Here is a 14,880-nt window from a genome sequence, read left to right as displayed (position 1 = left end):
ACAGGCGCCGTCGTCTCCGCTCCGAAAGCCGCCCCTCGACCATGTCGATCGCCCCCACCCTGTTCGCCCCTGCCGCGCCGGTTTCGACCGGAACGTCGGCGGCTGCGTCGGGTGCGCCATCGGACGCCGACCTGTTCTCGAACAAGATCGCCGCGCAGACAGCCGAGGACAGGCCCGCCCGCCCGACCCAGCCGACGGCCAAGCGTCTGGTCGCCGACACGACGCCAAGCGCCGACAATCCCGCCTTGATAGAAACGCCGGGCAAGCGCGACGGCTTCGGCGTCCTCAAGTCCACCACGGGCCCTGAAGACCAACCTAAGCCCGCCCAGCCGGACGACGCGACCGACCAGTCCGAAAACAACGCGGCGGCTTGCACGCCGACCGTCAGTATTGTCGTTCAACAGGCGCCCGTCGCCCCCGCCCCTTCGCAACAGCAAGCGTCGACGGCCAACGCGGCCCCCTTCACATCCGACGAACCGTCTCTGCCGACATCGGACGAGAAGGCCGCAGACGCGGGTGTTCGCCCCGTCGGCAAAACCTTTGGCGGGCAGCAGGAAACCGTTCTTACGGCGAGCGCTGTCTCGACGCCGACGTTCGCCGCGCCCCCTGATCTATCCGCAGTGGGCGTTAAGATGTCCGCTATGGGCCAGCAATCAAAGGCCGACGACGCGATCAAGGCAGCCATCGGCAAGGTGATGGAGGACGCGCAGGTTCCGTCTGCTCAGGTCCAGATCGCAGTCGCGACCACGACACCCAAACCTGCCGCCTCGACGCCCGATGTGACCGCTGCGGTCACAGCCGCACTGATGGGCGACGCCGAAGCCGACGCCAGGCCTGACGATGCGGCCGGTCGACTGAAGACAGATCGGCCGACGACGCCTAGCCCCAGCCGCCACGAAGCAAGCCAACGTGCAGAATCTGGACTGGCCGACGCTTCGGCCACGCCAACCTCGACCGGCGTCGAGACCAAGACCATGACCGAGACGAATGCCGCCGCGACCCTGTCGTCCTCCGCCGCCGACGCCAAGGCCGAGTCCGGAGACCCGACGACTGCCGCAAGCGCCGCGCCTGACGGCGCCGACAGTGCGAGCCCGAGCGCCGCGAGCAGCGACACGGCGCGCAGCCAATCGGCGGCAACTGCCGACCACGGCCCGGCCCTGTCCACCCTGTCGCGGGCGACAGTCGAGACCACCGCCCATCTCGCGGCGCAGATCGCGCGCAAGCTGGACGGTCGATCCACCCGTTTCGACATGGTGCTGACGCCCGAAGACCTGGGCCGCGTCGATGTCAGTCTGGAGATCGGCAAGGACGGGCAGTTGTCCGCCCGCCTGGCCTTCGACAATCCCGCCGCCGCCGCCGACCTGCGCGGCCGCGCCGACGAACTGCGCCGACAGCTCGAGGCCGCCGGATTTCAGATGGCCGAGGATGCGCTGGACTTCTCACAGCGCGATCCATCGGCCGGCGGCGGCGCCTTCGAGCGTCAGCAGCAGCGCAACGCCCTGTTCGCCGGCGGCGGCCGCCTGGCGGTTCAGGCCGACATGCCCATTCTTCCAGGACCCGGCGCCTGGACCAACCATTCCCTGACGCCTGATCGCGTCGATCTGAAGGTCTGACACCATGGTCGACGCCGTATCCACCAGCACCGCCGCCGGCCGCATCACCAGCGGCACAACCGCCCTGGCCTCGAACTTTGAGACCTTCCTGACCCTGCTGACCACGCAGATGAAGAACCAGGACCCGCTGTCGCCGCTGGATTCCAACCAGTTCACCGCGCAACTGACCCAGATGGCCGGGGTGGAGCAGCAACTGCTGACCAACGACCTGCTGACCAGCCTGTTGAAGGCGCAGTCGGCCGGTGGTCTGGACAACGCCTCCAACTATATCGGCAAACAGGTCACCGCAGCCTGGACCGCGACCGAGTTCAACGACGGCAAGGCGACCTGGGCCTATGAACTGGGCAAAAACGCCGACAAGACCACGCTGCAGGTCGTCGACAGCAAGGGCGCCGTGGTCTGGGAAGGCGCCGCGCCGGACAAGACGGCCGGCCTGCACACATTCGACTGGGACGGCAAGATGAAGGACGGAAGCGCCGCCCAGGACGGCGGCGTCTATACGCTGAAGGTCGCCGCGACCGACTTCTCCGGGGCCTCCATCGACAGTCAGGCCCTGATCCAGGGCCGCGTGACCGGCGTCGAGATGTACAACGGCGCGCCCTACCTGGTGATCGGCAAGTCGATCCTGCCCCTCTCGACCGTGATCTCGCTGAACGAGAACACGGCTCAAGCCAACAATGACGATACGGAGAATCCGAAAGTCACCACCGAGGAGGCGGCCGCATGTTGCGCTTCGCCGCCTTCCCGATGATTTCCTTGTAAGGAGCGTTCTTCCATGAGCCTCAACAGCGCCATGCTGGCCGGCGTGTCCGGTCTCGCCGCCAACTCCGCCGCCCTGGCGGCCATTTCCCAGAACATCGCCAATGTGAACACCGTGGGCTACAAGCGCACCGCGGGCGAGTTTCAGACCCTGGTCAACAGCCAGACCAAGACGGGCAGCGGTTTCTCCGCCGGCGGCGTCGCGGCCAATACCCGGTCCTTCATCAGCCAGGAAGGTCAGCTGCAACGCACGACCGAGAACACCGACCTGTCGGTCAACGGTCAGGGCTTCTTCGTCACCACCACCCAGCCCGAAGGCAACGCCGCTACGGACACGCGCCTGTTCACTCGCGCCGGGGCATTCCGCGTCGACAAGCTGGGCTATCTGAAGAACAGCGCGGGCCTGTACCTGCAGGGATGGCCCGTGGATTCCAACGGCGACATCGCGACCGATCCTTCCGACCTGTCGCGTCTGCGTTCGATCAACATCGGCTCGGTCGGCGGTACGGCCGAACCCACGACCCGCGTCCAGATCAACGCCAATCTGCGCTCGACCCAGAGCGTGTCCAGCGCGGCGGCGGCCCAATCCTACAAGGGTGTGGAGGACACCACCACACCCAGCCCCGCCAAGCACGACGTCGCCGTCAGCTATTCACGGATCGACGCGAACAACTATGCGGTGACGATCAAGACCGGCATCACCAAGATCACGGGAACGGCGACCTATGACGCCAGCGGCGCCTTGACCGGCTTTGCGCCGGACAACGCCAACAGCGCCAATGGTTCCGCGACCAGCACCGCCACACAGATGACCATCACGCCGACCAGCGCGGGGACGGCCGGCGCGCCCTTCACCCTGAACCTGTCGGACCTGGGCCTGACCACAAATGGGATGGCCAAGACGAAGTACGATCCGTTGGTCAACTCGATGGCGATGTATGACGCAGACGACGACAGTCCGGCGGGCGTTAAGCCGGACTTCAAGATGAACATCCCGGTTTCCGACTCCAAAGGCGGCCAACGCAATCTGGAAATCCGTTTCCTGAAGAGCGAACAGCCGAACCAGTGGTACGCCGAAATCGTCTCGGTTCCCGCCAGCGACGTCGTAACCGGCGCGCCCTATTCCAACGGCCAGATCAAGACCGGGCTAATCGCCTTCACCCCGTCCGGGCGTCTGGACGTCGATACGATGAAGTCCTGGCCGACAGGCAAGGGCCTGTTCGACGACCCGTCGAGCGCCAGCCTGTCCTTCCTGAAGTCGGACCCCAACAACACCATCGACCCCAACGATCCGACCGACAATGGCAAGATCAAATGGGCCGACGGCCTGGGCATCGCCGATCAGATCGTTAATCTGGACCTTAACACCTCCGCTGGCGGTCTCAGCCAGTTGAACACCGCCTCGGTGGTTCAATCCACCATCACCAACGGCACCGCCTTCGGCAATCTGAGCAAGATCGCCATCGATGAGAGCGGGTTCGTCACCGCCATCTTCGACAACGGCGTTATGCGTCGCATCGCCCAGGTCGCGGTCGCCACCTTCCCCAGCCCCGATAGCCTGAAGGAGGTGTCGGGCAACGCCTACGCCGTCAGCCTACAGTCCGGCACGTTCAACCTGAAAACGGCGGGGACGGGGGGCGCGGGTTCGATCGCGTCCCAGCAGCTGGAGTCCTCCACCGTCGATCTGTCGGCGGAATTCACCGGCCTGATCACGACCCAACGGGCCTATTCCGCCTCGTCCAAAATCATCACCACGGCCGATGAAATGCTGGCCGAGCTGATCAACATCAAACGCTGATCGGCGAGTAAGTAAGCGTTAGTTTCGATGAATCGTCGCGAAAGCAAGGTTTACGGAGTCGTTCGTGCGGGGAAGGATTTTATCCGTTCCTTCACCACGACGCTTAAACGGGCCTTAGGCGAGGTCGCCTATTTTCATGACACTACGGTGTTGGTGAAAGAGGCATAGGACCATGTTGCAAGAGCGACGCCTTAATAGCAAAGGCGAACAATACGTGGTCGGACCGACTGGCACGCCCCTGACTCTGAACGACCTGCCGCCGTCCAATACCGACCGCTGGGTCATCCGCCGCAAGGCCGAGGTCGTCGCCGCCGTTCGCGGCGGCCTGATCAGCCTCGACGACGCCCTGGCGAAGTATCGCCTGACGGCGGAGGAGTTCCTGGCCTGGCAAAAGGCGATCGACAAATGGGGCATGCAGGGTCTGCGCACCACGCGCATCCAGACCTACCGCTCCTGAGGGTTTCCCCGAAGACGAAGAAGGGCCGCATCCGGCGACGGGTGCGGCCCTTTTCGTTTGCGGGCCTCGAAATCGCGCCGGTTCCGCACTAAATGGCCGCAATGACATTGGTCGAAGATTTCTGCCCCGTTCCAGATATCGCCCGTACCGACATGGATGCGGCGGTCGAGAGCGCGCGGGCGGCGGTGGGCCTGCCTGTCGGCGCGCGCGTCGTGGCGGCGATGTCGGGCGGCGTGGATTCCACCGTCGTTGCGGCGCTGCTTCACAAGGCCGGCTACGATGTCGTCGGCGTCACGCTCCAGCTTTACGATCACGGCGCGGCGCTGAAGAAGAAGGGCGCCTGCTGCGCGGGCCAGGACATTCACGACGCACGCCTGGCCGCCGACATGATCGGCATTCCGCATTATGTGCTGGACTACGAAAGCCGGTTCAAGGACGCGGTGATCGACCAGTTCGCCGACAGCTATCTGAAAGGCCAGACGCCGGTCCCCTGCATCCGCTGCAATCAGACGGTCAAGTTCCGCGACCTGCTGGACGTGGCCCGCGACCTGGGCGCCGAGGCCATGGCGACTGGCCACTATGTGCGCCGCGCCGTCGCCGGCAATCGCTCCCAGATGCGCAAGGCGATAGACCATTCGCGCGACCAATCCTATTTCCTGTTCGCCACGACCCAGGATCAGCTCGACTATCTGCGCTTCCCCCTGGCCGATCTGGAGAAGCCGCAGGTGCGCGGCGTCGCCGCCGAACTTGGGCTGAAGATCGCCGCCAAACCGGACAGCCAGGACATCTGTTTCGTCCCTTCCGGCGACTACCGCACCCTGATCGACCGCCTGCGGCCGCAAGGTCGCGAGGCCGGCGAAATCGTGCATATGGACGGCCGCGTGCTGGGCAAGCATTCCGGCATCACCGACTACACGATCGGTCAACGGCGGGGTCTGAACGTCGCCGTGGGCGAGCCGCTGTTTGTGACCAAACTGGAGCCCGAAACCCGCCGCGTCGTGGTGGGACCACGCGAAGCGCTACTGACCGCGTCCCTGACCCTGGAAGAAACCAACTGGCTAGGCGACGAGGCCACGATCCGCCAGGCGGCCGAAGCCAGCGTCCCCGTCCTGGCCCGCGTCCGCTCGACGCGCCAGCCCTCTCCTGCCCGTCTGACGCTGATCGACGGCGAGATTTCGGTCGCGTTCAATCAGGGCGAAGAAGGCGTCGCTCCGGGTCAGGCGTGCGCGCTTTACGACCCCGCCGACCCGGACCGGGTTCTAGGGGGCGGATTCATCCGCGACACGGCGGCGGCGGCGGCCTAGCCTCTATTCTAATCTTCACCCTGGCTTCCCTCATGAGATTTGTGGAGACTGTGTGGAGATTGGTTGGATTTTTATCGGACGTCGGGCTTAGCGATAGACATCAAACCTGCATCCCAGTGTCGCGCGCCTGTGAACTGCATATCGCAAAGGCGGCGTAATCCCCGGCTCGACTAAGCAGGGGATATAAATGCACCGTCAAACCAAACTGCGCCTTCAGCTGCTGCTGGGGACCGCGCTTCTCGCCGCGCCCGTCACCGCCCTCGCCCAGACCGCTCCGGCGCCCGCCGCCAATTCGCCCGTCGGCCTGGACGACATCGTCGTGACCGCCACCAAGCGCGAGACCAATCTGCAGGATACGCCGATCTCCATCTCGGTGGTGAACTCCGAGGCGCTTCAGAACCGCCACGTCCAGAGCCTGATGGATCTGGCCGACGGCGCGGTGCCGTCGCTGCGCGTGGCCACATTCGAGGCCCGTCAGTCCGCCCTGACCATCGGCATTCGCGGCATCGTGCCGAACGACGCCAACCAGCCCGCCCGTGAGCAGGGCGTCGGCGTCTATGTCGACGGCGTCTATCTGGCCCGCCAGCACGGCCTGGCCTCCGCCCTCCTCGACATCGAGCGCGTCGAAGTGCTGAAGGGTCCGCAAGGCACCCTGTTCGGCCGCAACACCGAAGGCGGCGCCCTGTCGCTGGTCACCAAGAAGCCCACGGGCGTCTTCGGCATGCGGGCCATCGCGGGCGTCGGCAATCTGGAATCCTACAACTCCGAACTGCACGTCGACTTCCCCGCCATTGGCGACTTCGCCTTCAAGGTGGACGGCGTGCTGCAGGTCCAGGGTCCGGTGACCGAGAACATCCTGCCGGGCGAAACGGGCTTTGGCCAATACGACCGTCGCGGCCTGCGCTTCCAGACGCGCTGGACGCCCAGCGAGAACTTCACCGCCGACCTGGCCGCCGATGTCGGCAAGGACAAGAACACCCCGTTCTACAGCCAACTGCTGAACTTCAACCCGAACGGGCTGACCGTCGTGCCGTTCACTTCGGCCTCTGTGCCGTCTGGCAGCATCCGCGGCCTGTCGCCCCTGGTTCAGGTCGAAGGCTCCAAGCGCATGACCCAGGCCGACATCGGCGTGCCCCAGCAGTGGAGCGTGGACGACACGCGCGGCGTCGATCTGCACATGTCGTATCGTCCGACCGACGCCCTGGAAATCCGTTCGATCACCGCCTACCGCGATCTGGACGTCGAACAGTACGACAACATCGCCGGCGCCCACCGCCCGCCCGTCGTCGGTCCGAACGGCAAGTTCAGCCGCTATTCGCTGGCCGGCTTCTGGCAGCACCAGTTCAGCCAGGAACTGCAGGCCGTCGGTTCGCTGGGTGACAGCATCGACTACGTCGGCGGCGTCTTCTACTTCAAGGAAACGGTGTCCGACGACGCCTCGACGCCTTCGACGAACCAGTGGAACGCCGACGGCACGGGCTACACCATCCTGGATCCGACCCCGACCATCCGCGGCTTCCGCTCGATGGACCGCAAGTCGACCGCCCATTCGGAGTCCAAGGCCATCTACGGTCAGGCCACCTGGACCCCGGCCAGCATGGACGCCCTGCACCTGACGGTCGGCGGCCGCTACACCTGGGATGACAAGGACGGCGTGCTGGAGTTGGTCAACAATGACCTGCCGATCGTCAATGGCGTGAAGGGCGTGCTGCGGTTCAACTCCAAGGTCGATCGCTTCGACCCGCTGGTCACCCTGGCCTATGACGTCACCGACAGCATCAACGTCTACGGCAAATATTCGACCGGCTATCGCGCCGGCGGCGCCTCCTCGCGCTCGCTGACCTATCGTTCGTTCGATCCCGAAGAGGTGAAAGCCTATGAACTGGGTCTGAAGAGCGACCTGTTCGACCGTCGCGTCCGCCTGAACGCGGCCATCTATGCGATGAACCGCACCGACAGCCAGATCGACTTCAGCCTGGTCACCGTCCAGGGCGCGTCGACCCGCAACACGCTGGAGACGATCAACGCCCCCGGCACCACTAAAATCCGTGGTCTGGAGCTGGAAGGTCAGTTCCGCGCGACCGACAACCTGACCCTGTCGGCCTCCTACGCCTACACGGACGCCAAGGTGCCGGACACGGTGAACCCCTTCAACGGCCAGACCCAGAAGGTCTTTATCGCCTACACGCCGGAAAACGCCGCCAGCTTCGCGGCCGACTGGAACTCGCCCTTCATGGGCGCGACCCTGAAGGCCCACGTCGACGCCAACTACGCCGACGCCAACCACAGCTTCGAGCAGTTCGAGATCAAAAACGACTCGTCCTTCGTGGTGAACGCTCGCGTCGCCATCGCCGACATCACCACCCGTGACGGCGGCCCGCTGCTGGAAGTGGCCCTGTGGTCGCGCAACCTGCTTGACGAGACCTACGTCTATCGCCGCGACCCGTCGAACCGGAACACCCTGGGCGACTACGGCAACTTCAACAATCCGCGCACCTTCGGCATCGAGTTGCGCGCCTCCTACTGAGACGTTCCTCCCGAACGACCACTGGCCCCCTTCCGCCTCGGCGGGAGGGGGTTTTTCTTCGTCTGCGTGAAGCCTTTGCGACGGGGCGATGAAACTTGTCCGAAGGCGCCCGGTTTTGCTGGATTTCGGCGCGGACGCCGGTCATGGCGGCGACGGAGACCCCATGAGCAGCCTGATCCTGATCGCCGATGACGACCGCGAAAGCGTCGAGACGCTGGATGCGGCCCTGCGTCGCGAGGGTCTTCGCACCGTCGTCGCCGACGACGGGCAACAGGCCATAGAGTTGCACGCCGCTCTGAAGCCCGACCTGGTGCTGCTGTCGGTGGCTCTGCCCTTGCGCGACGGCTGGGACGTGTTGGGCGAGTTGCGGCGGCGCGGCGACACGCCGGTCGTCATGATCGGCGAACAGGATCAGCCCCATCATCGGCTGCAGGCGCTGCGCATCGGCGCCGACGACCATCTGACCCGCCGCTCCGATCCGGTCGAGGTGGCCGCCCGCGTGCAATCCATCCTGCGTCGCGCGACCGGAGGACGAAACGCCAAGGTGCTGCGTGTCGGCCCGCTGGAGGTCCAGTTGGAGAACTATATGGCGGCGGTGCTGAACACAGGGGGGCGGCGCCGGCTGGACCTGACCCTGACCGAGTTCCGCATACTGGCGCACATGGCCCGCACGCCGCTGCGCGTCTTCAGCCGAAGCGAGATCATGCAGGCTTGTTTCGACAACCAGGCGGTGCTGGAACGCACCATCGACAGCCATGTCAGCCACCTGCGCCGCAAGCTGGAGGGCGCCGACGCCGCCGGCCTGCTGACCAATGTGCGCGGCGTCGGCTATCGCCTGGAGGCGGAGGCCTGACGCCTTACGCCGGCGCGAACACCCGCAAACGATGTCCGTCCGGGTCGCCGGCGACGAAGCTGCGACCACATCCCAGATCATGAGGCGGCGTCAGTATGCGCGCGCCGCGATCCCACCAATCGATATGGGCCTGATCGACCGCCGCTACGCCGTCCATTGGAAAATCGATCTCGCGGACCGAACCGCCCTCCCCGCTGCGCCGCATCAGGCCCAGCGCACGACCCGAACTCAGCTTGAACAGCGCCCGATCCGGCCGCGTCACCAGCGGCTGGCGCCCCAACAGACCTGCATAGAAGCGCGCGCTGACCTCCGGGTCGGCCACGGTCAGCAGAATGTCCTCGATCTCGCCCATAGGCCCTCTCCCTCGTTTCGACAGAGGACAGACTATCGGCGGTTACTGCCAGTTTCCGTCAGCATGATGCCGCGCGTGGGCGCGCTCGTGCAATTCTTTCCAGCGCTTCATCAGGCCTTGGCGTCGGGCGGGATAGCGGCCCTCCATCACCTCGGCCTCCACGATCCGGTCGGTGCGGAAACTGCGGAAGTCGTCGCGCAGCTCGCACCAAGCGATCAGCAGGCGCACCCGGTCGAAGAAGGCCAGGGCGAAGGGCCAGACCAGTCGCTCCGACGCCGCCCCCGCCTCGTCGCGATAACACAGTCTCAGCCGCCGCTCCGTGCGGATGGCCTTTCGCAGCAGGGCCGGATCGACCGCATCGACAGGGAAAGGCGCACCCGGCACGACCAACAAGGCCGAGGTGTCCATCTCCTCGCGCAGATCGGACGGAAGCACCGCCGAAATCCGACCCAAAGCCGCCAAGGCCGCGTCGCGCATCCGTGGGTCGGCCCGGTCCGCCACCCACCGCGACCCCAGCACCAGGGCCTCGATCTCTTCCGGCGTGAACATCAACGGCGGCAGCATGAAGCCGGGCTTCAAAACATAGCCGACCCCCGCCTCCCCCTCGATCGTCGCCCCTTGCGCCTGCAGACTGGCGATGTCGCGATAAAGCGTCCGCAGGCTGACGCCCATCTCTTCGGCCAAGGCGCGTCCGCTCACCGGCCGCCGATGACGACGCAAGACGTTCAGCAGATCGAGAAGACGCTCGGAGCGGGACACCCGACGATCTTAGCAGACATCCTGCCGAGAACTGGCAGCAGAAGCGTCGATCAGGCCGCTTCCTTGGGCATGACGTCGCCGACGGTGGGTCGGTTTTCGGCCCGGGTCAGTTTGATGTCGCGCGGCTTCACGATTTCGCCGCAGCAGCCGCAGGCGATGCGGGGCGTCAGGGTGTGGCCGCAGGTCTTGTGAATCATGTCGATGCCGCTGTCGGCGTCGCCATAGACATGTTTGGCGCCCCAGCCGTGCAGGGTGACCAGCACACCGTACAAATCCTTGCCCTTGGCCGTCAGCACATATTCGTTGCGAGGCGGGCGCTCGGAATAGAGGCGCGGCTCCAGCACGCCATGCTGGACCAGGCTTTTCAGACGCGAAGCCAGGACGTTGCGCGCCACGCCCAGGTTCTCCTGCCACTGTTCGAAACGGCTGACGCCGTTGAAGGCGTCGCGGATGACCAGAAGGGTCCACGGATCGCCGATCACCTCAAGAGTGGCGGCGATGGAGCAGCTTTGGCGGCTGTAGTCGGCGGTGCGTCCCATGGATGGAAAGTGACCCCGCGTCAGCCGTTTGGCAAGGGTTGCAAATCCAAACCCTCTCGGTCAGTCTTGTTTGGCAACGGACGTTCGAGCCGCCCGGTTCGTTCGCCTGTTCCTTCGACTGGCGGAAGCTCTGGATTTCGGGCTTCCGCCGCTCTTTCGCCTGACGCAGGATCGCGCCATGTCCGATGTTCAATCGCCCGTGTCGCTCGACGCCGCCCTGGCTTTTCAAACGCTCGCCGACGGCGGCTTGTCCGCGCCTGTGCCGGGATGTTTTTCCAACGGTCCGTTGTCGCTGCCGCCCCAGAAAGGCTTTCCGTTCGGTGGGCTGCTTGCGGCGATGTGCGCCCGGTCCATGCGTGAGGGACTGGGCCTGAACCCCGCGCTGCGATCCCTGTCGGTGCAGTATCTGTCGGCGGCGACCTTTGACGAACAGGTCGCCTTTCGGTCCCGGTTGCTGCGGGGCGGAAGAAACGTCGTCTATGCGGCCGTCGAAGCCGAACAGGACGGGCGCATGACCCACCATGCCACCGGCACCTATGGCTTGGACGCCCAGACGCCAGCGGTGTCGCCGCTCCACCGCCCGCCCCCGCCGCGGGACAGTTTGAATCCCCGAGCGACCATTCACGGTCCGATGGCCCCGCATTTCTCTCGGCACGTGGAATATCGGTTCGACGGGGGTCCCAATATCCTGGGCGGGAATGCGGGCAAGGCGGCGGTCGAACGGACTTGGATGCGGATGGCGGATAAACGCGCGCTGGACGAGGTGGGGCTGTGCTACCTGCTCGACGCCCTCTATCCGCCCGCCTGGACCCTATCGAAGACGCCGGCGCCGATGACGACGGTGGACCTGCGGATCGATATCCTTAACGACCCCACTCCCGAGAACGCGCTGGACGGTTGGGCCTTTTTCGAGTTCAGGATGCTGGACCTGGGTCTGGGCTGGACGGTGGACGAGGCGACGGCCTGGGGCGCGGACGGCGTTCCGCTGGCCCTGTCTCGACAGCGGCGCAAACTGCTGCCGCAACGCAGCGGCTGAGCCGGGTCAGGCCTCGTTCATCATTATCGGCGACTATTCCGCATCTCTGGAGCCGTCCTCATGCGCCGTCGAACTCCCCTGTTCCACCTCTCTCAGGCCGTCCTGATCGCCGCGGGCTGTCTGTCGCTCCAGGGCTGTCTGGTCGGCGCGGTCGTTGGCGGAACCGCCGCCGTGGTCGGGGGCACGGCCAAGGCCACGGGCGCGGTGGTCGGCGCGGGCTTCGACGCCGTCACGACCTCGGACGAGGAAACCCGCTTGAAGCGGGAACGTGAGGCACGCGATTATGAACGTGAACAACGCCGTTGCGAACAGCGCCAACGCCAGGGCCGCAGATGCTGAGGCTGCGATCACGCCGCTGGTCCTGATCCCCGGCCTGGCCTGCACGGCCGAGATGTTCGTCCCTCAGATCGCGGCGCTCAGCCCGCACAGGCCGGTTACCGTCGCCTCGATTGTGGAAGGCGACAGCATGGCCCAGATGGCCGCCGCCATCCTGCGCGACGCCCCGCCCCGGTTTGCACTCGGTGGCATTTCAATGGGCGGCTACATCGCGTTTGAAATCCTGCGGCAGGCGCAGGAACGCGTGGAACGGCTGGCCCTGCTGAGCACCACCGCCCGTCCCGATGCGCCGGAACAGACGGTGCAGCGACAAGCCCTGATCGAACGGGTTGATGCCGGTGAACTCGAAGTCCTGCTGCGAGAAGTCTCGCCGCGTCTGGTGCATCCGCTACACAAGGACGATCAGACGCTGATCGACACCCAGGTCCGCATGGGGCTGGAAATCGGCGTTGCAGGCTTCATCCGCCAGCAGAAGGCCAGCATCAAACGGGCCGACTCACGCCCCGACCTGCCCGCCATCCGCATTCCCACGCTGGTTCTGGTCGGCGACCGCGATCCCCTGACCCCGCCGATCCGCTCGCGAGAGATGGCCGACGCCCTGCCCGACGCCTGCCTGGTCGTCGTCGCCGACTGCGGCCACGCCTCGACGCTGGAACAGCCGGCCGCCGTCAACAAGGCGCTGGCGGAATGGCTGGCCGCCTAAAGGCTCAGCGCACACCGCTCGTTGATGGTGGGACGCGCCACCTGAATGCGGCACAGGCCGGGCCATTCGGGCTTCAACTGCGCCACGAACCACAGGCACAGGTTCTCCAGGCTGGGCAGCTCCAGCCCCGCATGCTCGTTCAGCATCCCATGGTCCAGCGTCTCGGCCGCCGCCTTCAGCGCCCGGTCCAGCGCGCCCAGGTCCGCCACCCATCCGTGTTCGACATCCAGCACCTCTGACCGCACCGTCGCCTCGACCGTGAAGGAATGGCCGTGGACGCGGCGATAGATGCTGCCCTCGGGTTCGTTGGGGAAGTGGTGGGCGGCGTCAAACGTGGCCTGTTTGGTGATCTCGAAGACGGGCATTAGCGGACGCCGATATATTTGTGGGTCTGGACGCTGAGGCGCCATTGGGGATGGGTCAGGCAGTATTCGATGGCGGCGGCGGTGTTCGCGACCTGATCCGGCCCATCCATCGGCTGCAGCCAGAAGCGTTCGAAATCCAGATGCTCGAACCGGTCGGGCATGGCCTTGTCCTGCGGAAAGACCAGCTTCAACTCCTGCCCGCGCGTCTGGACGACCGGCGCATCCGCCTTGGGGCTGACGCAGATCCAGTCGATGCCGTCGGGCGCCGCAAGCGTGCCGTTCGATTCTATGGCGATTTCAAACCCGCGCGCATGCAGAGCCGCGATCAGCGGCGCATCCAGCTGCAGCAGAGGTTCACCGCCGGTGCAGACCACCAGTTTCGGATCGCCCTCGCGTCCACGCCACAGCGACGCCACATGATCGGCCAACAGGTCCGCCGTCGTGAACTTGCCGCCCCCGCCGCCGTCCACGCCGACGAAATCGGTATCGCAGAAGGTGCACACCGCATTCGCCCGATCCTGCTCGCGCCCGCTCCACAGATTGCAGCCGGCGAAACGCAGAAAGACCGCAGGCCGCCCCGCCTGTCCGCCCTCGCCCTGCACGGTCAGAAAGACCTCCTTGGCCGAATAGGTCATCTTGAGGCTATCCATTCCGCGTGACCGGCTGCGCGCAGTTCGCAAGCCGGGCATTCGCCGCAGCCGTAGCCCCAGGCGTGACGGTGCGTTCGGTCGCCCTGATAGCAGGTGTGGCTGTCCTCGATGATCAGCTCGACCAGATCGGTCCCGCCGATCTGCTGCGCCAACTCCCATGTCTGGGCCTTCGTCAGCCACATCAGCGGCGTCTCGATCACCACCGGCTTGTCCAGCCCCAGCGAAAGCGCTCGCGCCATCGCCACCATCGTCTCATGACGACAGTCGGGATAGCCGGAATAGTCCGTTTCGCACATGCCGCCGACCAGCACCTCCAGCCCGCGCCGGTCCGCCAGCGCCGCCGCCGCGACTAGGAAGATCAGGTTGCGACCGGGCACGAAGGTGGTCGGCAAGCCGCGAGCGTCCATCTCGATCTGGCGGTCTGCCGTCAGGGCGCTCTCGGCGATCCGGCCGTATCCGGTCAGGTCCACCACATGATCGTCGCCCAGACGATGCGCACACTGCGACAGCGCCTTCGTCATGCTGTCGCGCACCGTCTGGCGCGCCTGCATCTCGACCGCATGGCGCTGGCCATAGTCGAAGCCCACCGTCTCGACCCGGTCGAACCGCTCCAGCGCCCAGGCCAGACAGGTCGCGCTGTCCTGTCCGCCTGAGAACAGGACCAGGGCCGTTTTTGGGGTCTTTTCCAGGATGACGCTCATGACAAACCTGCGGTCGGCCGGTCGGCCGCGCGCATGGACAAAAGGATGGAGACCTAATTGGGTCGGGCGGGCCTCATACACCAGACCCTCGCCGGGGGCAAAAAGGGCGGATTTGCGTCGCGCTTGCC

The 14,880-nt window shown here is 65.6% G+C and carries 16 protein-coding genes; 10 read left to right on the top strand and 6 right to left on the bottom strand.

Annotation, left to right across the window (positions count from 1 at the left end):
* The first annotated feature begins 41 nt into the window (after window positions 1-41).
* The 7 genes from KZX42_RS09500 to KZX42_RS09470 all read left to right on the top strand — a co-directional run bounded on the left by KZX42_RS09500 (window position 42) and on the right by KZX42_RS09470 (window position 9,311).
* On the top strand, window positions 42-1,613 hold the full coding sequence (locus KZX42_RS09500) for a flagellar hook-length control protein FliK (RefSeq protein ID WP_248118963.1): 1,572 nt from the start codon (window positions 42-44) through the stop codon (window positions 1,611-1,613).
* Window positions 1,614-1,617: 4 nt separating this feature from the next.
* The gene (locus KZX42_RS09495; protein WP_248118962.1) at window positions 1,618-2,364 is read left to right on the top strand and encodes a flagellar hook capping FlgD N-terminal domain-containing protein; all 747 of its coding nucleotides are present in this window, start codon (window positions 1,618-1,620) and stop codon (window positions 2,362-2,364) included.
* A gap of 24 nt (window positions 2,365-2,388) precedes the next feature.
* Window positions 2,389-4,170, top strand: coding sequence for a flagellar hook protein FlgE (flgE, locus tag KZX42_RS09490; protein ID WP_248118961.1), 1,782 nt, complete (start codon window positions 2,389-2,391; stop codon window positions 4,168-4,170).
* 172 nt (window positions 4,171-4,342) lie between these two features.
* Window positions 4,343-4,627, top strand: coding sequence for a DUF1153 domain-containing protein (locus KZX42_RS09485; protein ID WP_248118960.1), 285 nt, complete (start codon window positions 4,343-4,345; stop codon window positions 4,625-4,627).
* Between the two features lie 92 nt (window positions 4,628-4,719).
* Window positions 4,720-5,931: a tRNA 2-thiouridine(34) synthase MnmA gene (gene mnmA / locus KZX42_RS09480; RefSeq protein ID WP_248118959.1), complete on the top strand. Its 1,212-nt coding sequence runs from the start codon at window positions 4,720-4,722 to the stop codon at window positions 5,929-5,931.
* Window positions 5,932-6,118: 187 nt separating this feature from the next.
* On the top strand, window positions 6,119-8,458 hold the full coding sequence (locus tag KZX42_RS09475) for a TonB-dependent receptor (RefSeq protein ID WP_248118958.1): 2,340 nt from the start codon (window positions 6,119-6,121) through the stop codon (window positions 8,456-8,458).
* A gap of 163 nt (window positions 8,459-8,621) precedes the next feature.
* Window positions 8,622-9,311 carry a response regulator gene (locus KZX42_RS09470; RefSeq protein WP_248118957.1) on the top strand — a complete coding sequence of 230 codons (690 nt, stop codon included), beginning with the start codon at window positions 8,622-8,624 and terminating at the stop codon, window positions 9,309-9,311.
* Window positions 9,312-9,315: 4 nt separating this feature from the next.
* Here the strand turns inward: KZX42_RS09470 and KZX42_RS09465 are convergent, their stop codons facing one another.
* From KZX42_RS09465 to KZX42_RS09455, 3 genes are read right to left on the bottom strand one after another with little or no spacing between them, the layout of a single operon-like run.
* Window positions 9,316-9,663 (bottom strand): VOC family protein, encoded by a 348-nt coding sequence (locus tag KZX42_RS09465; protein ID WP_248118956.1) that lies wholly within the window; start codon window positions 9,661-9,663, stop codon window positions 9,316-9,318.
* A gap of 42 nt (window positions 9,664-9,705) precedes the next feature.
* Window positions 9,706-10,422, bottom strand: a complete 717-nt coding sequence (locus tag KZX42_RS09460) for a YafY family protein (protein ID WP_248118955.1) — start codon at window positions 10,420-10,422, stop codon at window positions 9,706-9,708.
* 50 nt (window positions 10,423-10,472) lie between these two features.
* The gene (locus KZX42_RS09455) at window positions 10,473-10,961 is read right to left on the bottom strand and encodes a helix-turn-helix domain-containing protein (RefSeq protein ID WP_248118954.1); all 489 of its coding nucleotides are present in this window, start codon (window positions 10,959-10,961) and stop codon (window positions 10,473-10,475) included.
* Between the two features lie 178 nt (window positions 10,962-11,139).
* Here KZX42_RS09455 and KZX42_RS09450 point away from each other — a divergent pair, with 178 nt between their 5' ends.
* From KZX42_RS09450 to KZX42_RS09440, 3 genes are read left to right on the top strand one after another with little or no spacing between them, the layout of a single operon-like run.
* Window positions 11,140-11,997 (top strand): thioesterase family protein, encoded by an 858-nt coding sequence (locus KZX42_RS09450; RefSeq protein WP_248118953.1) that lies wholly within the window; start codon window positions 11,140-11,142, stop codon window positions 11,995-11,997.
* 60 nt (window positions 11,998-12,057) lie between these two features.
* Window positions 12,058-12,336 (top strand): hypothetical protein, encoded by a 279-nt coding sequence (locus KZX42_RS09445; protein ID WP_248118952.1) that lies wholly within the window; start codon window positions 12,058-12,060, stop codon window positions 12,334-12,336.
* Window positions 12,281-13,036, top strand: coding sequence for an alpha/beta fold hydrolase (locus KZX42_RS09440; protein WP_248118951.1), 756 nt, complete (start codon window positions 12,281-12,283; stop codon window positions 13,034-13,036). The genes KZX42_RS09445 and KZX42_RS09440 overlap by 56 nt, the downstream gene beginning before the upstream one ends.
* Here KZX42_RS09440 and KZX42_RS09435 read toward each other — a convergent pair.
* The 3 genes from KZX42_RS09435 to queC are packed head-to-tail and all read right to left on the bottom strand — an operon-like array spanning window position 13,033 to window position 14,752.
* The gene (locus tag KZX42_RS09435; protein WP_248118950.1) at window positions 13,033-13,401 is read right to left on the bottom strand and encodes a 6-carboxytetrahydropterin synthase; all 369 of its coding nucleotides are present in this window, start codon (window positions 13,399-13,401) and stop codon (window positions 13,033-13,035) included. The two genes, KZX42_RS09440 and KZX42_RS09435, sit on opposite strands and share 4 nt — an antisense overlap.
* Window positions 13,401-14,036, bottom strand: a complete 636-nt coding sequence (queE, locus tag KZX42_RS09430; RefSeq protein ID WP_248118949.1) for a 7-carboxy-7-deazaguanine synthase — start codon at window positions 14,034-14,036, stop codon at window positions 13,401-13,403. The genes KZX42_RS09435 and queE overlap by 1 nt, the downstream gene beginning before the upstream one ends.
* Window positions 14,033-14,752 carry a 7-cyano-7-deazaguanine synthase QueC gene (gene queC / locus KZX42_RS09425; protein ID WP_248118948.1) on the bottom strand — a complete coding sequence of 240 codons (720 nt, stop codon included), beginning with the start codon at window positions 14,750-14,752 and terminating at the stop codon, window positions 14,033-14,035. Before queC ends, queE begins: the two co-directional genes overlap by 4 nt.
* Window positions 14,753-14,880 lie beyond the last annotated feature (128 nt).

It is taken from the genome of Brevundimonas sp. EYE_349 (assembly GCF_023147505.1).
Classification (GTDB): Bacteria; Pseudomonadota; Alphaproteobacteria; order Caulobacterales; family Caulobacteraceae; genus Brevundimonas.
The sequence above is the reverse complement of the archived record's forward strand: the minus strand, read 5'-3'. Positions and strand labels throughout refer to the sequence as shown.